At 69.4% G+C, this 22,800-nt stretch carries 15 protein-coding genes; 11 read left to right on the forward strand and 4 right to left on the reverse strand.

The window, feature by feature from the left end; translation table 11 throughout:
* Positions 1-52 precede the first annotated feature (52 nt).
* The gene (sigJ, locus tag ACIG5A_RS13125; protein ID WP_397240382.1) at positions 53-1,000 is read right to left on the reverse strand and encodes an RNA polymerase sigma factor SigJ; all 948 of its coding nucleotides are present in this window, start codon (positions 998-1,000) and stop codon (positions 53-55) included.
* A gap of 397 nt (positions 1,001-1,397) precedes the next feature.
* Between sigJ and ACIG5A_RS13130 the strand changes: the two genes are divergently transcribed.
* Both ACIG5A_RS13130 and ACIG5A_RS13135 read left to right on the forward strand, forming a co-directional pair.
* Entirely contained in the window at positions 1,398-2,039 is a 642-nt protein-coding gene (locus ACIG5A_RS13130) for an MspA family porin (RefSeq protein WP_397240383.1), read from the forward strand.
* A 138-nt stretch (positions 2,040-2,177) separates the two neighbouring features.
* Positions 2,178-3,137: a cobalamin biosynthesis protein gene (locus ACIG5A_RS13135; RefSeq protein WP_397240384.1), complete on the forward strand. Its 960-nt coding sequence runs from the start codon at positions 2,178-2,180 to the stop codon at positions 3,135-3,137.
* A 312-nt stretch (positions 3,138-3,449) separates the two neighbouring features.
* On the opposite strand, the gene ACIG5A_RS13140 is transcribed toward ACIG5A_RS13135, so the two are convergent.
* Positions 3,450-4,322 carry an SURF1 family protein gene (locus tag ACIG5A_RS13140; protein WP_397240385.1) on the reverse strand — a complete coding sequence of 291 codons (873 nt, stop codon included), beginning with the start codon at positions 4,320-4,322 and terminating at the stop codon, positions 3,450-3,452.
* Positions 4,322-4,834, reverse strand: a complete 513-nt coding sequence (locus ACIG5A_RS13145) for a low molecular weight protein-tyrosine-phosphatase (protein WP_397240386.1) — start codon at positions 4,832-4,834, stop codon at positions 4,322-4,324. The genes ACIG5A_RS13140 and ACIG5A_RS13145 overlap by 1 nt, the downstream gene beginning before the upstream one ends.
* Before the next feature lie 34 nt (positions 4,835-4,868).
* Here ACIG5A_RS13145 and cobC point away from each other — a divergent pair, with 34 nt between their 5' ends.
* The 8 genes from cobC to ACIG5A_RS13185 all read left to right on the forward strand — a co-directional run bounded on the left by cobC (position 4,869) and on the right by ACIG5A_RS13185 (position 21,297).
* Positions 4,869-5,957 carry an Rv2231c family pyridoxal phosphate-dependent protein CobC gene (gene cobC, locus ACIG5A_RS13150; RefSeq protein ID WP_397240387.1) on the forward strand — a complete coding sequence of 363 codons (1,089 nt, stop codon included), beginning with the start codon at positions 4,869-4,871 and terminating at the stop codon, positions 5,955-5,957.
* A gap of 207 nt (positions 5,958-6,164) precedes the next feature.
* The gene (locus ACIG5A_RS13155; RefSeq protein ID WP_397240388.1) at positions 6,165-7,283 is read left to right on the forward strand and encodes a Nif3-like dinuclear metal center hexameric protein; all 1,119 of its coding nucleotides are present in this window, start codon (positions 6,165-6,167) and stop codon (positions 7,281-7,283) included.
* Positions 7,284-7,402: 119 nt separating this feature from the next.
* Positions 7,403-8,047, forward strand: a complete 645-nt coding sequence (locus ACIG5A_RS13160) for a hypothetical protein (RefSeq protein WP_397240389.1) — start codon at positions 7,403-7,405, stop codon at positions 8,045-8,047.
* 57 nt (positions 8,048-8,104) lie between these two features.
* On the forward strand, positions 8,105-8,842 hold the full coding sequence (locus ACIG5A_RS13165; RefSeq protein ID WP_397240619.1) for a zinc ribbon domain-containing protein: 738 nt from the start codon (positions 8,105-8,107) through the stop codon (positions 8,840-8,842).
* Positions 8,843-8,855: 13 nt separating this feature from the next.
* A complete protein-coding gene (locus tag ACIG5A_RS13170; protein WP_397240390.1) occupies positions 8,856-9,977 on the forward strand; it encodes a bifunctional RNase H/acid phosphatase in 1,122 nt (373 codons plus the stop codon).
* 313 nt (positions 9,978-10,290) lie between these two features.
* Entirely contained in the window at positions 10,291-12,762 is a 2,472-nt protein-coding gene (locus ACIG5A_RS13175) for an FAD-dependent monooxygenase (protein ID WP_397240391.1), read from the forward strand.
* Positions 12,763-12,962: 200 nt separating this feature from the next.
* The gene (locus ACIG5A_RS13180) at positions 12,963-20,189 is read left to right on the forward strand and encodes an amino acid adenylation domain-containing protein (RefSeq protein ID WP_397240392.1); all 7,227 of its coding nucleotides are present in this window, start codon (positions 12,963-12,965) and stop codon (positions 20,187-20,189) included.
* 403 nt (positions 20,190-20,592) lie between these two features.
* A complete protein-coding gene (locus ACIG5A_RS13185; protein WP_397240393.1) occupies positions 20,593-21,297 on the forward strand; it encodes a S1 family peptidase in 705 nt (234 codons plus the stop codon).
* A gap of 30 nt (positions 21,298-21,327) precedes the next feature.
* Here ACIG5A_RS13185 and ACIG5A_RS13190 read toward each other — a convergent pair whose 3' ends face one another.
* Positions 21,328-22,146 carry a helix-turn-helix domain-containing protein gene (locus ACIG5A_RS13190; protein ID WP_397240620.1) on the reverse strand — a complete coding sequence of 273 codons (819 nt, stop codon included), beginning with the start codon at positions 22,144-22,146 and terminating at the stop codon, positions 21,328-21,330.
* A gap of 144 nt (positions 22,147-22,290) precedes the next feature.
* On the opposite strand from ACIG5A_RS13190, the gene ACIG5A_RS13195 reads away from it, so the two are divergent.
* Positions 22,291-22,683, forward strand: a complete 393-nt coding sequence (locus ACIG5A_RS13195; protein WP_397240394.1) for a hypothetical protein — start codon at positions 22,291-22,293, stop codon at positions 22,681-22,683.
* The last annotated feature ends 117 nt before the right edge of the window (positions 22,684-22,800 follow it).

The following is a 22,800-nucleotide window of genomic DNA, read 5'->3' on the forward strand; positions in this document are numbered from 1 at the left end:
CTGCCGGGACCTCTACGCCAGCGGCTGTCGGTAGTGGAGGTGGTCGTAACCCCTAGTTTCCTTCGCCCATGTACCAGTCCGGTTCGCCGGAGGTCGGCAGGTCGCGCAGCTTGTCCGGGTTGCGGATCACGTTGATGGCCACGATATTTCCCTCGTCGACGGTGAACGAGAACACGCCGGTGTGCGTGCCGTCGAAAACCACGAGCCCCGGCTGGCCGTTGACCAGCACCGCGCGGCCCCACGCGCCGTCGGTGGAGGGCGAGTGGTACCAGCCGAGCAGCAGCTTGGCCACCAGCTCCGCGCCGCGCACCGGCTGGCGGATGGCGGGCACCTTGCCGCCGCCGTCGGCGACGAGGCTGACGTTGGCGTCGAGCACGCCGAGCAGCGCGCTCAGATCGCCGGAGCGCCAGGCCAGCGCGAACGCCGACACCACCTTCTCCTGCTCATCGGGTGAGGCCGGAAAGCGCGGCGTGCCGTCCTCGACCCGCTTGCGTGCGCGCGAGGCGAGCTGGCGCACCGCCGCCGGTGTCCGCCCGACCACCTCGGCGACCTCGGGCCCGCTCATGCCGAATACGTCCTGCAGCACGAACGCGGTGCGCTCGGCGGGGGACAGCGATTCGAGCACGACGAGCAGCGCGGTGGTGACCCGCTCGTCCTGCGTCACCCGGTCGGCCGGATCGTCCCAGCTGGTGACCTCGGGTTCGGGCAGCCATTCGCCGACGTACTGCTCGCGGCGGACGCGTGCCGAGCCGAGGTAGTCGAGTGCGAGGCGGCCGGTCACGGTGGACAGCCAGGCGCGCAGATTATCGATCTGTCCTGCGGTGCCCGCCTCGTGCTGGCGCTGCAGCCGCAGCCAGGCCTCCTGCACCACGTCGTCGGCGTCGGTGAGGCTGCCGAGCGTGCTGTAGGCGAGCCTGCGCAGGTACGGCCGGTGCTCCTCGAACCGCCGGGCCAGCTCGGCCGCGTCGATGGGTTCGGTGGGTGGCTGTTCGGATGTCACTGCTCTCGCCGTTCCGTTGTGCCGCCCCCGCTGGGGCGAGTCTATGGGTGTGCGTCATCGGGAGGACGACACAGGGACAGCGAGTGTGACATCCCGGCGGGTGCTTGCCGGGCGGCTGCCCGCGTTGTCTGGAAAGCCGGTGTGGCAGGTCACATTTGGCCGGATAACGGCGGCGGGGTGCTGGACATCACACTCTGGACATTGGTCCGATAAATAGCCGCACTATGCGGGCGCGATGGATGTACGGCGGGTTAACGGGCGGTCACATGCCCTGTTGGGGCACCTATGAGTGGTTGCCAAACGATAGCTATTCACTTTCACTTGATGCAACGAACCTCCCATACGACCGCAGCTGGGTTCTGCGAAACGTAGCGATCAGAAAGTGGAAGAACACCCGATGAACCTGGCTGGAATTCGCCGCGGAGGAGCCGCGGCCGTTGGCATCACCGCACTGGTCACGACCGCCCTGCTGCTCGGCACGGGCACCGCGAGCGCCGACTTCGTCGCCGACAAGACGCGCACCTCGGACATCGACGGCGGCGGGAGCCTGACCGTCAGCAAGACCATGGAGACCGTCGACCGCGTCCCGAACCTGGCCGCGACGCCGACCACTCGCGAGGGCTTCGTCTCGCTGCGCGCTATCGCCGAATTCGCGGGCGGCAAGGCCGACGCGGGCGACATCAGCTTCGGCTATCAGCTCGGCTGCCAGGTCGACGTGTCGAGCGGGCTCACCATGGGCCTCGGCTTCTCGTTCGGCCCGAACGCCAACCTGTCGATCAAGGACGGCCCGACCATCGGCGCCTCGGCCGCGGTCGTGCCGAACATCCAGACCACGCTGAAGCCCGGCACCATCACCTCCGTCGTCTTCGGCACCAAACCGCTTGCCGGGCCGCGTGCCTCGATCACGGCCGAAGGCGTCGAGGTCAAGGTCGATGCCTGCATGGGTCCGGTGACGATGCGTTCCTTCGCCACCGCGACGGTCAAGACGGCCGCGGCCGATCACGCGGTCACGGTCTACGGCGACCCGATCACGCTCTGAGCGCACCACCGCTCCGACAGCGCTGACCCGAGCCCGGCAGGTACACACCTGCCGGGCTCGCTGTCTCGTTAGGGGATGAGCCCGCGGTTTTCGGCAGGTCCATGGCGTGGCGCGCCGCGCACCCGTTACCCTCGCCCGGTGCCTACCGGGACCTCGACTGCCGCCGGACTGCTGCTCGGCTTCGCGCTCGATCGCGCGCTCGGTGATCCCCGCCGCTGGCATCCGGTGGCCGGATTCGGCTCCGCGGCAAGCGCGCTCGAATCGATGACCTACGCCGACGAGCGCACCGCCGGTGTACTGCACGAGGCGCTGCTCGTCGGCGCGGTCACCGGCGCGGGTTTCGGGCTGGCGCGCTCGGCAGGCCCGCGCGGTGCGGTGCTGCTGACCGCGCTGGCCACCTGGACCGTGCTCGGCGGCCGCAGCCTGGCCCGTGCCGGGCGGTCGATGGCCGAGCACCTCGAGGCCGACGACCTGGCCGCCGCCCGTGCGCTGCTGCCCTCGCTGTGCGGCCGCGATCCCGAGGTGCTCGACGCGGACGGATTGGCCCGCGCCGCACTGGAATCCATCGCCGAGAACACCTCCGACGCGACCGTCGCCCCGCTGTTCTGGGGTGCGGTGGCCGGTCCGCCCGGCCTGCTCGGCTACCGCGCGATCAACACGCTCGACGCGATGATCGGCTACCGCAACGACCGCTACCGCAACTTCGGCTGGGCCGCCGCGCGCATCGATGACCTCGCGAATCTGATACCCGCCCGGGTCACCGGCGTACTCACGGCCGCCTTGGCGCCACTCGTCGGCGGCAGGCCCGCCGCCGCGATCCGGGCCTGGCGTCGCGACGCCGCGAAACATCCGAGCCCCAACGCCGGTGTGGTCGAGGCATCGATGGCGGGCGCGCTCGGCGTCCGCCTCGGCGGCCGCACCCAATACCGCTACGGCACCGAGTTACGCCCGACCCTCGGCGACGGCCCCATCCCCGCGGTCGCCGACCTGCGGCGCGCGGTACTCATGTCGGAAGCCGTACAACTCGCCGCCGCGCTGGTCGCCGCGTTATGGACCATCTCCGGGCTCTGCCCCCTCGCCACCCGCCTCTGCCGCTAGCCGCACAAACGCACGCGTGTCAGCGCGGCAAGCGGGCCGCAAGCCAGCGTGCTTCTCGCTGGTCGGCACGCCGAGCGCAGTCGAATGGCCCCTGATTACGGTGTGTCGCAGGGCCATTCGACTGCGCTCGCGGATCTCGTCAGCTCGGCAACGCAACCTGCGGACAGGTGAGCGGGCTGGAAGGCGGTTCAGCTGCGTGCGGGGCCTCGCCGCACGTCGAGTGCAGTCGAATGGCCCCTGATTACGGTGTGTCGCAGGGCCATTCGACTGCGCTCGACGGAGCTGGATTGCGTCGACGGTGCTGGGCGTGGGTTAGTGGCTTCGGCCGTAGCGGTCGGCTAGGCGGGCCTCGGTGGTGGCTGCTGGTTTTTCGGGGGCCTCGGGTTGGGCTCCCGTTGGGGTGGGGGCCGGTTCGGTCGCGGCGGCCTTGTCTTTGCGGCGTTCGCGGATTTCGGCGTAGACGAAGTAGCCGAGGCCGAGCGGGGCCATGATGCCGAAGGCGAGCCATTGGAGGCCGTAGGAGAGGTAGGGGCCCGCGTCGAGCTGGGGGAGCGGGGTCGGTTTGAAGGCGCCCGGCTGGCCCTCGTCGAGCTGGAGGTAGCCGCCGCGTTCGCCGGTGGGGATCGGGGTGAGCGGCAGTTGCAGGACGGTCATTTCCTGGGTGGTGTCGATCGAGTACACCTGGCGGAAGCCGTCCTGGACCGACGGGTCCTTGCCGGGCGTAACCCCTTCCGACATTCGCACGCGCGCCGTGAGCTGCTGTGTCCCCGCGGGCGGATCCGCGATCGGCGGCGGGCGGACGCCGTCGACGGCCGCGACCATGCCGCGGTCGACGAGCACGATTCGCCCGTCGTCGAGTTTGAACGCCGACAGCACGGCATAGCCGGGTGCGCCGTCGAGGTGACGCAGCCGCACCAGCACCGTCGAATCGGGCAGGTAGCTGCCCGAGGCGGTGACGCGCCGCCACTCGGTGTGCTCATCGGGCTTGCCGCCGTCGAACAGCGAGCTCAGCGGCACCGGGTCGGCGCGCACCGAATCGGCGATGAGCTGGTTGCGGTGGGAGGTCGAGGTGTTCTTGCCGAGCTGCCACGGCGCGAGCACCGAGAAGCACAGGTAGGCGAAGCCCGCGACGAGCACCGCGAGGATCAGCCAGCTCGGCCGCAGCAGGAACGCCAGCCTGCGCATCACGCGTGCCCGTCGAGTACCGGATCGTCGGACCGCGCGCCCAGCGTGGTGCGCACCCAGTCGAGCAGGCCGGGCACGGTGGCCTCGATCTGCTCGCGGACCAGTTCGAAGTCGGCCATGTCGCCGTAGTACGGATCGGGGACGTCGGGACCGTCGGCGTCGGGATCGAACGCGCGCAGCAGGCTGCGCCGCTCGCTCGGCACGCCGAGTTGCGCGAGCGCGCGCTCATGCGTGCGGTCGAGCGCGATCAGCAGGTCGGCATCGAGATGGTCGGCGCCGAGCGCGGCGGCGCGGTGCCCGGTCGGATAGCCGTACTTGCGCAGCGTCGCGTCGGTGCGTTCGTCGGCGGCCGCGCCGACATGCCACGCGGTGGTGCCCGCGCTGCTCACGCGGACCCGATTGGCCAGCCCGGCACGGTAGAGGTGCGAGGCGAAGATCTTCTCCGCCATCGGGGAACGGCAGATATTGCCGGTACAGACGAACGACACATGCAGATCGGCCACGACAGCCATTCTGGCCGGTCGCCCCGCCCGCCCGCCACGGCGGGTGCGCTCTGGCCGCGATCACCGCAACGTAGGGTGTGCTCTCGTGCCCGAGGACAGCATCGATCACGCGACACTGCGCCACCACGGCGATGTGGACGCGCGCCCGGGCATGCTGGATTTCGCGGTGAACGTCCAGGGCGACGCGCCACCGCCGTGGCTGCGCGAACGGCTGGCCGCCCGGCTGGACACGCTCGGGCGGTATCCGAGCGCCGAAGAGGAACTGGCCGCGCGCACGGCGGTGGCGGCCAGGCACGGATGTTCGCCGGACGAGGTGCTGCTGCTCGCGGGGGGCGCCGAGGGTTTCGCGATGCTGCCGCGACTCTCGCCGACGCTGGCCGCGGTGCTGCATCCGAGTTTCACCGAACCGGACCTCGCGCTGCGCGAGGCGGGCGTCGAGGTGGCCAGGGTGGTGCTCGAGCCGCCGTACGCGCTGGATCCGGCGCTGGTGCCCGAGGCGGCGGATCTGGTGGTGCTCGGCAATCCGACCAACCCGACCTCGGTACAGCATTGCGCCGCAACGATTCTGGAGCTGCGCAGGCCGGGCCGGATCATCGTGGTGGACGAGGCGTTCGCCGACGCGGTGGCGGGCGAGCCGGAATCGCTGGCGGGCCTTGCCGGTTCGGCCGCGCCGGATGTGCTGGTGCTGCGCAGCCTGACCAAGACGTGGGCGCTGGCCGGGCTGCGCTGCGGCTACTGGCTCGGTGCGCCCGAGGTGCTCGCGCGGTTGAACCACGGCCGGGCGCATTGGCCTTTGGGCACACTGCAAGTGGAGGCGATCACCGCGACCGCCGAGCCCGCCGCGGTCGCACAGGCGCAGCAGCATGCGAAAGTGATTGCCGCCGAGCGTCGGTCGATGGTCGAGCGGCTGACCGCACTCGGTATCGAGGTGCACACCCCGGCCGACGGACCGTTCCTGCTGCTCCATGTGCCGGACGGTGCGCTGCTGCGCAAACATCTGGCCGAACAGGGGATCGCGGTCCGCCGCGCGGACACCTTCCCCGGGCTCGGGCCGAACCATCTGCGCGTGGCGGTCCGCGGCGCCGACGCGGTCGACCGGCTGATCGCGGCCATACGGGCGGCATTGTGCTGAGGCGGCCGCGGTTTCGGCGCGATATGTGCGCCCCGGCGCTCGCCGGAGCCACCCGGCGCGGCGATCTCACTCGCGTGGGTGCGGCGTGCTGTCCTCGATCCGCTTGCGTGCGCGCGAGGCCAACCGGCGCACGGCCGCCGGTGCTGCCCAGCGACGTAGCGGGTCGCACGAAAGTTGTTCTTACACAGCCGAATACAGGAGGTTGCGATGACCACGCTCGCTGAGCTCATCGGGGTGCTCGACGCCGCCTATCCGCCGAAGCTTGCCGAATCCTGGGATTCGGTCGGCCTGGTCTGCGGTGATCCGGCCGAGGAGGTGACCAGGGTGCTGTTCGCGGTCGACGCCACCGCGGCGGTCGTGGACGAGGCGATCGCCTGGGGCGCCCAGGCATTGGTGGTCCATCACCCGCTGCTGCTGCGCGGTGTCGACACCGTCGCGGCGGACACCCCCAAGGGCGCGCTACTACACCGGCTGATCCGCTCCGGGTGCGCGCTGTTCACCGCGCACACCAATGCCGACTCGGCCGATCCCGGCGTCTCCGATGCGCTCGCCGCCGCGCTCGGCCTCACCGTCACCGGCCCGCTCGATCCGAAACCGGAAGCCGCCGTGGACAACTGGGTGGTGCAGGTGCCGAGCACGCATTCCGACGCCGTGCTCGCCGCGATGTTCGCCGCGGGCGCGGGCGGCAGCGGCGACTACCGCGACTGCGCGCTTCGGGTACCCGCCGTCGGCCAGTTCCGTCCGATGGCCGAGGCGAATCCGGCGGTCGGCTCGCACGGTGAGCTGCAGCACGTCGAGGAGGAACGCCTCGAGGTGATCGCGCCGCCCGCCGCCCGCGCCGCGGTGCTCGCGGCACTGCGCGCCGCGCATCCGTACGAGGATCCGGCCTATCACATCAGCGAACGCGCGCTGCTGCCCTCGCCGCTCGGTATCGGCAGGGTCGGCGTGCTGCCGGAGCCGGAGTCGTTGCGCGAGTTCACCGCTCGGGTCGCCGCGGCACTGCCGCGCACCACATGGGGCGTGCGCGCCGCGGGCGATCCGGACCGGACCATCTACACGGTCGCGGTGTGCGGCGGCTCGGGTGATTCGTATCTCGGCGCGGTCGCGCGGCTGCACGTCGACGCCTACGTCACCGCGGATCTGCGTCATCACCCGGTCGACGAGCAGCTGCGCAAAGGCGGTCCCGCGCTGGTGGACGCCGCCCACTGGGCGACCGAATTTCCTTGGTGCGCACAGGCGGAGGGCGTGGTCCGGCGCGGGCTGCCCGGTCTGGAGACGCGGGTGTCGACCGTGCGCACCGACCCGTGGACGGTCAGCGCCACCTGACCGAGGCGCGCCGATCACCTTCATAACGTTCCGGCGTGTTCCACGCGTGTCGCATTTGTCGGCCTATCTCCTTGGCGGGTTGCCTGACTGGGCGGTACGCGACGGGGTACAACTACCGCATGAATTTCCCGGTGGAGTTCGGGTTCGTGCAGATCGGGCTGATTCTCCTCATCGTGGTCGCGCTGGTGCTGCTGGTGTCGGCGCTGTTCATGGTGCGCAAGGTCGGCCTGCGGGTACTGATCGGCCGCGGCGCGAGCGGGCTGGTACTGCTGCTGGCCGCGGTGGTGCTGCTGTGGGTGGCCACGCTGATGCAGACCTTCCTCGGACTCACCGGTGAGATCAAGGCCGCGCACGTGGTGGCAACCCCGGTGGCCGGGCAGGAGCACAAAATCACCGTCGACCTCACCCTCTACGGTGACGACGACCACCCCGATCAGCGCAAGACCTACGAGGTCGAGGGCGATATGTGGGTGCTGCAGGCCAATATCGTCGAGCTGGAGCCGTGGGTGAACGCGCTCGGCTTCCACTCCGGCTACAAGGTGTCGCGGCTGTACGGGCAGCGCCTCGACGGTGTCGCGACCAAGCAGAATCAGATCTTCCTCAATGGTGACGATCAGGACTTCTTCACCGATATGCGCGCGGGCAAGTGGTTCACCCAGCCGTTCGTGCGCTCCGCCTACGGCAACGCGGTGATCGCCATGCCCGGCGACTACGACGTCTATATATCGCGCGACGCCATCAAAACCAGGGAGGCGGGGCGCTGACCGGAGTGGAGTACGGTTGAGGGCCACCCTTCCATAGCGTTCAGGAGTTTGTCCGCGTTGAATGTCGAAGCCCCTGTCCAGGCCAAGCTGCTCCAGCTCGCCGCCGTCGACGCCGAACTGACGCGTATCGCGCATCGGCGGACCGTGCTACCCGAGCAGCAGGAGGTGGCGCGGCTGGAGACGCAGCGCAACGCGCACAAGGACGCGGCGGTGGCCGTGCAGATCATGCTCGACGATCTGGATCGCGATATCCGCAAGCTCGAGGGTGAGATCGACGCCGTGCGCAAGCGCGAGGACCGCGACCGTGGCATGCTCACCTCCGGTTCGGTAGCCGCCAAACAGCTTTCGGAGATCCAGCACGAGCTCGCCAGCCTGGAGCGGCGCCGCTCGGTGTTGGAGGACGAACTGCTCGAGGTGATGGAGCGCCGCGAGGCCTCCGCGGGCAACTATGACAACGCGGGCGCGCTGCTGACCAAGACCGAGGAGGAGCTGGCCGCCGCCGAGTACAAGCGCGGTGAGGCGATCGCCGATCTGGATGTGGCGCAGACCCGCTGCGAGAGCGACCGGTCCGGGCTGATCGCGCTGTTCCCGGCCGAGTTGCTCGGCATCTACGACAAGCAGCGCGGGCTGCACGGTGTCGGTGCGGCGCTGCTGCAGGCCAGGCGCTGTGGCGCCTGCCGCATCGAGCTCGATCGCGGCGAGATCGCGCGGATCGCCAAGACGGCGCCCGATGTCGTGGTGCGCTGTCCCGAGTGCGGCGCGGTGCTGGTCCGCACCAAGGAATCGGGTCTGTGACGGGAGTCGCCCGGTGACCGAGCGCGAGGTGATCGTCGAGGCCGACGGTGGTTCGCGTGGCAATCCGGGTCCGGCGGGCTACGGCGCGGTCGTCTTCGACGCCGATCACGCGCGGGTGCTCGCCGAGCGCAAGGAGTACATCGGCACCGAGACCAACAATGTCGCCGAATACCGTGGCCTGATCGCGGGATTGGCAGCCGCGGCCGAGCTGGGCGCGCGCGTGGTCGCGGTGCGGATGGACTCCAAGCTGGTGGTCGAGCAGATGTCGGGCCGCTGGAAGGTCAAGCATCCGGCCATGATTCCGCTGGCCGACCGGGCGCGCAGGCTGGTCGCCGGTTTCGAACGGGTGAGCTTCACCTGGATTCCGCGCGAGCAGAATTCGCATGCGGACCGCCTCGCCAACGAGGCGATGGATGATGCGACGCTGATCGAAGAGGTGCTCGGCGCCGAACTGCGTGCCATGGAGGTCGAGGCGGTCGAGCCCGCCGTCGCCGAACCAGCACCGGGCTGGACCGGCGCGGTCGGCCGCCCGACGCGTCTGTTGCTGCTACGCCACGGCCAGACCGAACTGTCGGTGCAGCGCCGCTACTCCGGCCGCGGCAATCCGCCGCTCACCGAGCTGGGGCGCAGGCAGGCCGCGGGCGCCGCGAAAATGCTTGCGGCCAAAGGCGATATCGCCGCCGTGGTCTCCTCGCCGCTCGGGCGGGCCCGCGCTACCGCCGAGGCCGCGGCCACCGCGCTCGGCGTGCCGGTGCGGATCATGGACGGGCTCATCGAAACCGATTTCGGCGACTGGGAGGGCCTGACCTTCCTGGAGGCGGCCGAACGCGATCCGGAACTGCACGCGCGCTGGCTCGGCGATCCCTCGGTGCCCGCGCCGGGCGGTGAGAGCTTCGATGCCGTGCGCGAGCGGATCGCGACGGTGCGCGCGGATCTGGTCGCGCTGTATCCCGGCGCCAATGTGGTGGTGGTCAGCCATGTGACCCCGATCAAGACCCTGCTGCAGCTCGCGCTCGGTGTCGGCCCGTCGCTGCTGTACCGCCTGCATCTGGACCTGGCGTCGCTGTCGATCGCCGAGTTCTACCCCGACGGCGGCTCGTCGGTCCGGTTGGTCAACGACACGTCGTATTTGTAAGACTGCCCAATTATGGCGGTGGGAGGCGTGAATTATCGCGCACTCCAACGGATCTCGCCTTTCGAGAGGGGTATTTGCGGTGAATCTCACTCGATCTCACCCAATCACGTTTCAAACACCGGACGCACGGTAGGCTTCGGGGCGGTCAGGCACAGGTGTCCCGCCCGACCTGCGTGGTCGAGGACGGCGATCCGTTGTCGAACAGCGCCGCTCAGGAGGCATGGCGGGCCGGTGAGCAACGGCGCTCGCTGGGCCGCTTCGGATTGTGAAGCATCACTGTGCCTTCGAGTGGTTCGACGAGATGGCAGGTTCGATGAGTAGTCCGATCAAGGTTGTTGTGCTGGGCGCGGGGATCGGGGGACTCACCACAGCGGCCGCACTGCGTCACGCGGGTTTCGGTGTCGAGCTCTATGAGGGCGCGCCGGAGTTGCGGGCACAGGGTTTCGGACTTTCGGTGCAGGCCAACGGAATCATGGCGCTGCGCTCGCTCGGCCTCGGTATCGAGGAGGAACTGCTCGACCGCGGGGCCAAGGTGGAGACCTTCAGCTTCCGCAATCCCGACGGCAGCCCGCTGCGGGTACTGCCGGTGCATCGCCAGGATGCCCGCCTCGGCGCGCCGAGCCTGTCGCTGCACCGCAGCGATCTGCACGCCGCGCTGCTGCGCGCGATCGGCGACACGCCGACCCATGTGGGCGCGCAGGCAACGCGTTTCGTCGACGACGGTGATCACGTGCGGGTCGAATTCGCCGACGGCCGGGTCGCCGAGGGGGATCTGCTGATCGGCGCCGACGGCATCCGCTCCATGGTGCGCACCCAGCTGCACGGCCATGCCGAGCCGCGGCCGGGCAATTTCGTCTGCTGGCTGGCGTGCATCCCGTTCGAGCATCGCGCCGTGCCGCAGGGATACGCCGCCCATTACTGGGGCACCGGTATGCGTTTCGGCATCGCCGACATCGGCCACGGCCGGGTGTACTGGTGGGGCACTCAGACCATGCCGGGTGACGAAGCCGCGAATTGGCAAGGCGGCAAAGAAGAGCTGCTGAAGATCTACGCCGACTGGGCACCGGAGGTCAGGGCCTGCATCGAGCAGACCGACGACGCGGACATTCTCGCCGTGCCCGCCTGGGACCGCCCGCCGCTGGCGGAACTGGGCCGCGGCCGGGTCACCCTGCTCGGCGATGCCGCGCACCCGATGCTGCCGAGCCTCGGGCAGGGCGCCAACTCCGCCATCGAGGACGCGGTGGTGCTCGCGCACGCGCTGAAGACCTCACTGGATCCCGTTGCCGGACTGCGCCGTTACGAGCAGCAGCGCGCCGACCGGACCGCGATGTTCGTCAACGGCTCGTGGTCGCTCGGCAAGGTCGAGCAGACCACCGATCCGACGCTGGTCAAGGTGCGCAACACCTACTTCAAGCACGCGCCGACCGAATTCTTCCTCCGTGAGCTCGGCAAGCCCATGTCCTTTCCGGCGCTGGACGGGCCGACCGTCGAGCTGCCGCGTCCACTCTCGCCGATCGAGCGCTGGCACTGGATCGCCGATCAGCTTGCCCCGCTGCACATTCTGGCGCGCGTGCGGGTCAACGGCGCGATCACGGAGGAGCAGGTGCGCGCCGGCCTCGACGAGGTGCAGCGCCGACATCCGCTGCTGCGGGTCGCGGTGGCCGCCGACCCCGACGGCACCGAGCCGCGCTTCGTCGAACTGGCAGGCAAGCAGATTCCGCTGCGCATCGTCGAAAGTGCCGACAGCGACGCGTGGTTGGCCGAGGTCGACGACGTCGAGCTGCGCGAGCCCTTCGACTGGCACACCGGTCCGCTGGCCCGCGCGGTGCTGATCACCGACGGTACGGGTGGCGATCTGGTGATCACCCTGCACTACTCCATCGGTGACGGCGAGAGCGCGATGACGGTGGCCAAGCAGGTGCTGCAGGTCGCCGCGGGGGAGAGCATCGCCTTCGACCCCGCCCCGGTGCGGCCGGGACCGGAGGACCTGTTCCCGGCCCGTTTCCATGGCGTCGGCGGTATCGGCCGCACGGTGGGATCGCTACTGCGCGACCAGAAGTCGCAGCTGCGCAAGCCGGGCAGGCTGGAACCGACCAGGCTCGCCCCGCCCGCGCAGCGGCGCAGCAGGGTGGTGCATCGCGGCCTGGTCGGTGACCAGCTCGACGCACTGACCGCGGGGTGTCAGCGGCACGGCGTCGGCCTGCAGGCCGCGCTGTCCGCGGCGCTGCTGATCGCGGCGGCCCGCGAGGCCGGTACCGCGAAGGAGCGCTACTACACCGTCGGCAGTTCGGTGAACTTCCGCTCGCACCTCGACGGTGCGGTGGCCGATACCGAGGTCGGCACCTATCAGGGCATGATCGCCACTCCCGCGAAATTCGCACCGTGGGTGTCGCTGTGGCAGATTGCCGCCGAAATCGAGCGAGAGTACGGCGACCGGATGGCTCGCCGTGACCACCTGGCGGCGATGAACCTGATGAAGGTCGCCGCGCCGAAGTCGGTGGGCGCCAGCGCGTCCACGGTGCAGCTGATGGACACCCGAGGTCCCGGCCACCTTTGCATGACCTACCTTGGTCGCTATCCGTTCCCGGACAAGATCGGCTCCTGGCATCTGGAGGGCGCGCAGTTCGTCTCCGGCATGTCGGTGAGCGGATTCATCATGGCCACCGCCAACGCCACGCACGGCGAACTGTCCTTCAACGTCGGCTACGTCGAACCCGCGGTCTCGCGGGAGCGAGCCGAACGGTTGGCGGACGAGAGCGTGCGGGCGCTACTGGCGGCGGTGTAGCCGCACCACCGGCGGCTACACCACACGCCGATCAGCTGGGTATGTGCCTCTCCTGGGGTTCTGCCATGCCGTTCTTACGGTATAAAGCGTCGGCACGATAACAGAACAGCAACAGCTTGGCGCTCCGTGGCGAACACCGATGCAGGGGTGGTCGGTCAACGCGCACAGCCTGTTCCGCGATTGTCGCGATAGGAGTGACTGTGACATCCGAAAAAGCCGAGGTACCAGACAGATCGAGCGAGGCATGGCCCGTCAGCGCGTATCAGCGCGACGTACTCGGCCTCGCGTACCGATTCGCACCAGAACCTGTTGTCCAGCAAACCTATAGTTTGCGCATGGACGAGCCGCTCGATCTCGGACGGCTCCAGGCGTGCTGGCAGCGCGCGCTGATGTTCGACGACTCGCTGCGATTGCGTTTCGCGTTCGCGGACGGCGAGTTCCGGCAATGGATTTCGAACGATATTCCCCAGGTCGAGGTGATCGACCTGACCGGTGAGCCGGATCCGGAAGCGGCGGCACAGGGTTGGATGTGGCGCGCGGTCGGCGATCCGGAGCGGCCGGACCGGCCCGCGCGCCTGGTCGCGGTGGTGGACCGGCCGGATCGGTTCTTCATGTACATGTCGGTGCACCACGCGGTCTTCGACGGCTACGGCATGAATCATCTGATCGCCACGCTCGATACGAGCTACAAGCTCAAGGATGTGCCGCTCGACAAGTTGGCGATACCCGATCCGGTGCCCGAGGAGGCCGACCGTTCGGCGGCCACCTACGCGCGGATCGCCGAGGACGATGCGGCCTACCATGCCTCGGAGCAGTACGAGAAGGATCGCGAAGGGCTGCTCGCCGCGCTGACCGGTGTCGAACCCGCGCTGTTCCCCGGACGCTCGGCCTCGCCGAGAATCGCTCGCGGGCACTACATCACGATGATCTCCGGTGAATTCCTGAACCGGATCCGTGCCACCGGCTACACCATCTTCGCCTACACCACCGCCGCGGTGGCGGCCTACCTGTCGACCGTGCACCGCACCGATCAGGTGGTCATCGGCTGCCCGATGCTGAACCGGCACTCGGCCGAGACGTACCGCACCGCGGGCCATCGCGCCAATGTCGTCCCGCTGCCGGTGCGGGTCGACCGGGCGGCCTCGCTCGCCGATCTGGCGGCCGAGGTCACCCAGCAGATCCGAAAGCTGAAGAAGCATCAGCGATTCCCGTACGGCGACCTGACCAGGGCGCTGAACAGCGATCCCACGGCGCCGCCGCTGTACGACGTGGCCTACTCCGCCACCAAGCTCCCGGACGCGGACTACGTCCAGGAACTGATCGCCAAGTGGACCGTCTACAACCCCGGTTCGGTGACCAACGCGCTGACCATCGTCACCGCGGAGAACGGCAGGGACGGCTCCATCAGCCTCCAGTTGTTCTACGACAAGGACGTTTTCGACGAGAACTTCCCGATCGAAGCGGCGCTCGCCAGCGTGTGCGAGATGATCACCACGGCGCTCGATCAGCCGGAAACCCCCGTCGGCGCGCTCCCGCTGCTCGCACCGTCGATGGCCGAGCGGATCGCCGGATTCGAATCGGGGCCGAGCGTCGAATTCCCGTACACCACCATCGATCGGCTGTTCACCGAACGGGCCGCCGAACATCCGGATCGCGTCGCGATCGTGCCCGCCGCGGGCAGCGGCGAGCACGCGCTGACCTATGGCGAATTGTCCGCGCGCGCAGATGGTTTCGCGACGCGGCTGCGCGATCTCGGCGTCACCGGCAACGAATCCGTTCCGGTGGTGCTCACCCGGTCGACCGACCTGCTCGTCGCGGTGCTCGGCATCCTGCGCGCGGGCGCCGCGTACGTTCCGCTCGATCCGGACTATCCCGCGGCGCGCATCGAGACGGTACTGGCCGACTGCGAGGCGAGATTCGTGGTCGCGGGCCGCGAGCACGCCGAGGTGTTCGACCGGCTCGGTGTCACCAGGCTCGGCGTGACGGGGACGGTACCGGTGCGCGGCGGTATCGAGAATATCTCGCACCCCGCCGATGTGAGCTATCTGATCTACACCTCCGGGTCCACCGGTGTGCCGAAGGGGGTGATGGTCGAGCATCGCTCGGTCGTCAACCGGCTCACCTGGATGCAGCGGCGCTATCCGCTGGCCGCCGACGATGTGATCCTGCAGAAGACGCCCGTCACCTTCGACGTCTCGGTGTGGGAACTGTTCTGGTGGGCCATCACCGGTGCGCGCGTCACGCTGCTGGAGGCGGGCGGGGAACGCGATCCGCGCCGCATCGCCGAGGCCGTCGCCGCCGATTCGGTGACCGTCATGCATTTCGTGCCGTCCATGCTCGCCGCGTTCGTCGACGAGCTGGCGGCCGATCGCGCGATGGCGGCGCGACTTTCGACGCTGCGCCGGGTGTTCTGCAGCGGTGAGGCGCTTGCGCCCGCGCTGGTGCGGCGCTTCAACGCGGCATTCGCCGCGGCGGGCATGACGCCGCCGCGGCTGGTGAACCTCTACGGGCCGACCGAAGCCACCGTCGACGTCTCGTATTTCGACTGCCCCCAGGACGATTCGATCGAGGTGGTGCCGATCGGGCGCCCGATCGACAACATCGACCTGCTCGTGCTCGACGAACAGGGCAACCGGGTGCCGATCGGCGTCCCCGGTGAGCTGAACATCGCCGGTGTCGGCGTCGCGCGCGGCTACCGCGGCCGTCCCGAGCTCACCGCCGCCGCCTTCGTGGACGATCGCACCGTGCCCGGCCGCCGCCGTTATCGCACCGGCGATCTGGTGCGCTGGCTTGCCGACGGCACCCTGGATTACCTGGGGCGCTTCGACGATCAGGTCAAGGTCCGCGGCAATCGGATCACCCTCGGCGAGGTGCAGAACGCCATACTCGAGGTGCCGGGCGTGCTCGGTGCCGCGGTCGTGGACGAGCGGTCCGAGCAGCACGGTGTGCAGCTGATCGGCTACTACGTCGGCGAGCTGGCGAGCGCCGACGTCATCGACGGTATCGGTGATCGGCTGCCCCGCTACATGATTCCGAGCCAGCTGCACCGCGTGGACCGAATCCCGTTGACCGGCAACGGAAAGCTGGACCGGCGCGCGCTCGCCGAGCAGGTCGCGCGCGGCGCGGCGGAGGGCGCGCTCCATGCCGCGGTGGAGCCGCGCACCGCCGTCGAGGCGGAGCTGGCGCGGGTGTGGGCCACCGTACTCGGCGTCGAATCCGTCGGCGTGCACGACAACTTCTTCACCAGCGGCGGCGACTCCATCCTCGCGCTCTCGCTGCGCACCGCCGCCGAGCGTGCCGGGCTCTACTTCGATGTGGACGTGTTCTACGAGAACCCGACCATCGCCGAGCTGGCGACCATCGTCTCGGACCGCCAGGACGACAGCCGGATCCGGATCGCCACGGCGCTGGAAACGGTGCCGCTGATCGACCGGGCCGCGCTGGCACAGGCCGAGGACGCCTTCCCCGCCACCGCGTTGCAACTCGGCATGCTGTATCACAGCATCGAGCGCGCCGACTCGGTCACCTACAAGGACGTCTTCCGGTATCGGTTCGAAATCCCTTGGGACGCCGCGGAATTCCAGGCGGCCTACGACCGGATGGTGCGTCGTCAGCCCGCGCTGCGCTCCTCGTTCGACCTCACCAGGTTCTCCGTCCCGGTGCAGATCGTGCACCGGGCGATCGAACACGACCTGTCCGTCGTCGACCTCACCGGCATCGACCCGCTGACCGCCGACGAGCGGGTGGAGGCCTACGTCCAGGAGCGCAGGCACGCCACCTACGACCTCACGGCCGCGCCGCTGCATGCCGTGCGAGTCTTCCTGCGGCCCGGCGGGCAGTCCGCCGTCGACCTGGTGCTCAGTTTCCACCACGCCATCCTCGACGGCTGGAGCGTCGCCACCTCGGTGCTCGAGCTGTTGCTCGACTATCTGCACCGGCTCGGCCTGAGCGAGACCGCCGTCGCGGGCACCAGGCATTCGGCCACCGTGCTCGCCGAGTACGCCCATGCCGAATCCCGCGCTGCGCACGATGATTCGACGAAGGAGTACTGGCGGACGGCGCTGGCGGGCGCCGAGCCGACGGCGCTGACCGGGCTCGCGGCGCACCAGGGCGTCGCCACCGAGATCCCGCAGGCGCGGGCGCTCGTCCCGCGCGGGCTCGCCGCGCGGGTATCCGCCTACGCCGCCGCGCATCAGCTCTCGGAGAAGTCGATCTACCTTGCCGCGCACTGCCTTTCGCTGCGGGTGCTGACCGGCCGGGCGGACGTGACCACCGGCGTGATCAGCCACGGCAGGCCGGACCGGGCGGGCGCGGAGAGCATCGCGGGCCTGTTCCTCAACACACTGCCGATGCGCCTGGACGGGACCGCGACCACCTGGCACGCGGCGGTGGCGCAGATCGCGCGCAGGGAGCGCGAATCCTATCCGCACCGGCGCTACCCGCTGCGCGCCATTCTCGGCGACGGCGGCCCCGCGTTCGAGACGGCGTTCAACTACATCAACTACCACCTCTTCCAGCCGATGCTCGGCCTGGATAAGGTGCGGCTCACCGATTTCGACGTGCGCGAGGACACCAACTTCCAGCTGCTGGTCACCACCGCGCTCGATCCGCGCGACGGCAGGATGTGGGTGCGGGTCGACGGCGATCACACGCTGACCTCCGATCAGTGCGAGACGGTCGCGCTGACCCAGCTGCGCATGCTGGAGCGCATCGTGTCCGATGTCGAGGCGCCGATCGAGGCGGGCGCCGCCCGCGATGTCGCCACCCAGGTGGCCGAGGCGGCGGCGCTGCACCCGAACGACATCGCGCTGCACGGTGACGACCACATCGTCACCTACGACGAGCTGATCGGCGCCACCGATCGACTCGTGCAGCGGCTCAACGGGTTCGGGATCGGCTCCGGTGATCGGGTCGGCATCCTGATGGGCCGCCGCCCCGAGCTGGTCGTGCTGGTACTCGCGCTCACCAAACTCGGCGCGGCCTGCGTCCCGCTCGACGTGGGCTATCCGGCCGCGCGACTGAACCTGATGATCGACCGAGCCCGGCCGCACCGGGTGGTCGCCGACGCCGAGTACGCGGGCATCGTCGACAATGCCGCGCTGGTACTCGACAGCGCCGAACTGTTCGATCCCGCGGCCGTCGTCGATACGGAAGCCTTTGTGCCCGGACCGGTTTCGCCGGACGCGGTGGCCTACGTGCTGTTCACCTCCGGCTCGACCGGCGAGCCGAAGGGCGTGGCCATGCCGCACCGTGGGCTCACCACACTGGTCGACTGGCAGAACAGGACCAGGTCCGGTACGGGACTGGCCAGCACACTCCAGTTGGCGCCGTTGAGCTTCGACGTATCGTTCCAGGAGATCTTCACCACGCTGACCACCGGCTCCACGCTGCGGGTCAGCTCGGCGGATCTGCGCGCCGACGTCGAAGAACTGCTGAATGTCGTTGTGCACGAGCGCATCGAGCGGATCTACCTGCCGTATGTGGCGCTGCAGGCCTTCGCCGAGGCTGCCGTGGCCAGGACGGTGTTCCCGACCTCGCTGAAGGTGCTCGCCTCCTCCGGCGAGCAGCTGCGGATCACCGACGAGATCCGCGCGCTGTGCATCGCCGTACCGGGGCTGCTGCTGGAAAACCAGTACGGACCGACGGAATCGCATGTCGCCACCACCTTCACCCTCGCGGGCGCGGTCGAGGACTATCCGGCGCTGCCGCCGATCGGCCGCCCGGTCGACGGCGATCGCGTCGAACTGCTCGACACCGCGCTGCGCCCGGTGCCGGACGGCGTGATCGGCGAGATCTATCTCGGCGGCCGCTCCCTCGCACAGGGCTACCACGACAGGGCGGCGCTCACCGCGCAGCGGTTCGTCGCCGCCGCCGGTGGCGGAATCCGCTACCGCACCGGCGATCTCGGTGTGCGCCTGGCAACGGGGGACATCGTCTGCCTCGGCCGCAGCGACAGCCAGGTGAAGATCCGCGGCTTCCGGGTGGAGCCCGCGGAGGTCGAACTGGCCATCCTCGGCATGGTCGACAAGTTCCCCGGCATCGGCGAGGCGGCGGTGATCGCCCGCGGCTTCGGCGGCATCGACGGCGCGCTGATCGCCTTCCTGGTCGGCGACGCCGAGCAGACCGATGTCGCCGCCCTGCGCCACGAACTGCGTGCCGTGCTCCCCGCGCATATGGTGCCGAGCCGGTTCCTGTGGCTGACCGGGCTGCCACGCACGCCGAGCGGTAAGCGCGACGATCGCACCCTGCGCTCCTTCGCCGAGCTGGCCCCCGAATCCTCGGTGACGGTGGCGCGCAGGGAACCGGTCGACGCGTACGAGCGCTCCGCGGTCGAACTGCTCGCCGAATACGCGGGCCTGGTCTCGATCGGCCCGGACGACGACTTCTTCGCCGTCGGCGGCACCTCCATCGGCGCCATGCGCGTGGTGATGGGGCTGTCGCGGCGCTGGGGCGTCGAGATCGCGCTCGACACCTTCATCGGCGCGCCGACGGCGGCCGGGCTCGCCGCGCTGATCCGGGCCGGGGACACCCAGCGCACCTTCGACCCGCTGGTGCCGATCACCACCGGTGGCGGTAAGACACCGCTGTTCCTCGTCCATCCGATCGGCGGAAATGTGCTGTGCTACTTGGCACTTGCCCGCTACCTCGATCCGGATCGCCCGGTGTACGGGTTGCAGGCGGCCGGCGCCGACGCGGGCAGCGCGCCGGAGACATCCATTCCGGATATGGCCGAGTCCTACCTCGGCGCGATCCGCCGGGTGCGCCCGGAGGGCCCGTACCATCTGGCGGGCTGGTCGTTCGGCGGCAATGTCGCGCTGGAGATGGCGCGCAGGCTGCCCGAGCGTGAGGTGGCCAGCGTGACCCTGCTCGACACCATGGCGCTGCGGCAGCAGAAGCGGGAGCCGATCGATGAGGAAAAGCTGATCCGCTGGTTCTTCCTCGAACTGCTCTGGTACGCCCGCGGCAACCAGGCCGCGCTCGTCGACTTCGAACCCGACGTGCACGGTTCGGACGCGCTGTTCGAGGCGATGCTGGAGGAGGCGATCCGCTCCGGCATCCTGCCGGTGGACAGCTCGCGGCACGCCATCCGCAGGCTGTACGACGTGTTCTTCGCCAACTACTCGGCGCTGCTGGAGTACCGGCTCGACGCGTACGAGTGCGATTTCACGCTCCTGCGGGCCACCGAGGGCCTGCCACCCGGCGTGGATATCGCGCACCGGGAGGTCGGCAGCATGTTCGACAGCGAGAACAACGGCTGGCAGCAGTACGCGGCGGGTGGCTTCAAGGTGGTCGCGGTGCCGGGTGACCACCTGCACATGATGACCGAGCCGCACGTCGGCGAGGTCGCGGTGCAGCTGGACGCGGTGCTGGCCGAGGCGGACCCCGACCTGGATCGGGAGCTCGGCGCGCAGATGCTCGACGCGTGAGCCGGGAACCGGGCCGGGGCGCAAGCTCCGGCCCGGTTCGCATTCTCGGGCACGGTAACGGTTGCGTCTCGGGCGCGGCCCGCTATGTCGCTTCCGCCGGGTGGCATCGGACGAAATCCGTATCCGGAGAATCGATTTCGCGACGCCAGTGGCCTTGTTGTGGCCCGGGTCGCAGTCGCGGGCCGCATGTGGTGCGGCGCACACGATGTTGCCATCCGGAGACGAGCCCTCGATGCTGATGTTGCTATTCAATAGCTATTTATCGGCAGGGGCGAATTCCGCATTTCTGATCGGCGATTGTGCCTATATTTGGCATTGCTGAAAATTAGCCGCATCGTGATCGGATCTGCCAGCTTGTCTCGGGAGTCGACGCAGGTCGACGGGTTCGCCAGAAGGAGAAGCAGTGGCAATCGAGTTCGCAGGGATGATGGCCGCCGTCGCGGCCGCCGGAGCTTTCGTCGTGGCCGGTGCGGGCACCGCACAGGCTGAGCCGACCGCGGTGCTCGGCGGCAGCTCGGGCGTGGTCTTCGACAACAACGCGGCCTGCTCGCTGACCGCCATCGGCCACGACAGTGCGGGCAGGCTGGTCGGCCTGACCGCGGGCCATTGCGCACCGGCCGGTGCGCGCCTGGTCGCCGAGAAGACGCCCGCCGCCGGTCCGGTCGGCACCGTCGCGTTCTCCGACAACGGCCAGGGCATCGACTACGCGGTGATCGAATTCGATCCCGCCAAGGTGACCCCGGTGCGCACCGTCGGCGCCACCACCATCGCGGGCATCGGCGGCGAGCCGGGACCCGGTGCGACCGTCTGCTCCAGCGGGCGGACCAGCGGCTCGGACTGCGGCGTGGTCTGGGGCTCGCTGGAAGGCAGCACCATCAACCAATCATGTTCCAAGCCGGGCGATTCCGGTGGTCCGGTGACCGTCGGTGACCGGCTCGTCGGGATGAACCAGGGCAGGCTCACCGGCCTCGGCCCGATCGGCTTCGATGTGCCGTGCGTGGTCGCCGCGATACCGGTGCATTCGCCGGCGTTCTTCGCGCCGATCGACGTGGTGCTCGGCGCGATCAACGCGGGCGGCGGCGTCGGCGCCGGATTCCAGCCGATCTGATCGAGCCACACCGAAGGAACTCGGCGCTGTTCACTCCGGCGCCGCGGGCGCATTCGCCGTCGCCATCCCCCGCAGGGTGGCGGCGGTGAATTCGTCCAGGGGATAGAACAATTCGATCGCCAGCTCGGAGAGCGTGACATCGGCGGGTGCGCCGAAGGTGGCCATGGTGCTGAACATGCGCAGCTCGCCCACCGGTGTGCGGATCCGCAACGGCACCTCGAACGGGCTCGGCCGCGCGGCATCGGGATCCGGTTCGTCCGGCGCGGTCGGCGCCGGGTAGGCAGCGACCTCGTCGAGCAGCGCGCGCAGCTCGGCATCGCCGGTGGCGCTGACCTGATGAGACAGCCGCTCCAGGAACAACTCTCGCACCTGCGTCAGGTTCGCCAGGCGCGCCGACAGGCCGTCCGGGTGCAGCACCAGCCGGTACACATTCGGTTTCGGCAGCAGCAGATGTTCGGGGACGCCGGTCATCAGCACGCCCATCGCGGCATTGCCGGTGACCACCGTCCACACCCGGTCGACGACCACCGCCGGATACGGTTCGTGCGCGGTGAGCATCAGGTCCAGCGCCGAGCGCACCGCATCGAGATCGGCGTCGTCGAGGCTGCTCTCCCGATAGGCGGGCGCATAGTCGGCCGCGAGCAGCAGCGTATTGCGTTCGCGCAGCGGCACATCCAAAGCGTCCGAGAGGCGGAGCACCATCGCACGGCTCGGTTTGGCGCGGCCGGTCTCCACGTAGGAGACATGGCGGGCCGATGTATCGGCCTGCAGCGCCAGATCGAGTTGGCTCAATCGCCGCCGCATCCGCCACTCGCGCAGCAGTGCGCCGACCCTGGATTCGTTGTCCATCTCGGTTAGCGCCACCTGTGCAGGCTAATCAGTGCCGCGGGCGCGCGGCCATAACCTCCGAGGTTATTGAGACCATCACCGCAGGCCCGCATTGTGGTGATCGGAAGCCGAGGCGGCTTCGGACGACGACCATGGGAGATGGCCATGAGCACGCTGACCGCACGACCGGGACTCGACCTGCGCACCGCGCTGCGGGTGGACGGATGGAGCACCGGCGTCTTCGGTGTGGTCATGCTCGGCGGTGCGGCGGCGCTGCGTGACCCGCTCGGCCTGCCGACGGCATGGTCGATCCCGTTCGGCGTCGCGATGCTCGGTGGTGCGCTCGCGCTGCTACTCGTCGCGGGCTATCCCGAGATCTCGGCGCGGCAGGGGAGCGCCGTCGTCGCGGTGAACGCGGTATCGGCCGTGGCGATGGTGCTGCTGGCGTTCTCGGGGGTGATCGACCTGACAGGTCCGGGGATCGTGTTCATGCTCGTCGGTGCGGCGGTGGTCGCGGTGTTCGCCGGGCTCGAATACGCCGGTCTGCGTCGCGGGTGAGCGGCGAATTCCCTTGATGGTTCTTCGGGTGAGCGGTCTGGCTCGAGGTCGCCGAAGGCAATGTCCACGCCGAGCGCCTGTACGAGCGCCACGGTTTCGCCCGCACCGGTGTGCGCG

This window comes from Nocardia sp. NPDC052566 (assembly GCF_044547285.1).
Lineage (GTDB): Bacteria > Actinomycetota > Actinomycetes > Mycobacteriales > Mycobacteriaceae > Nocardia.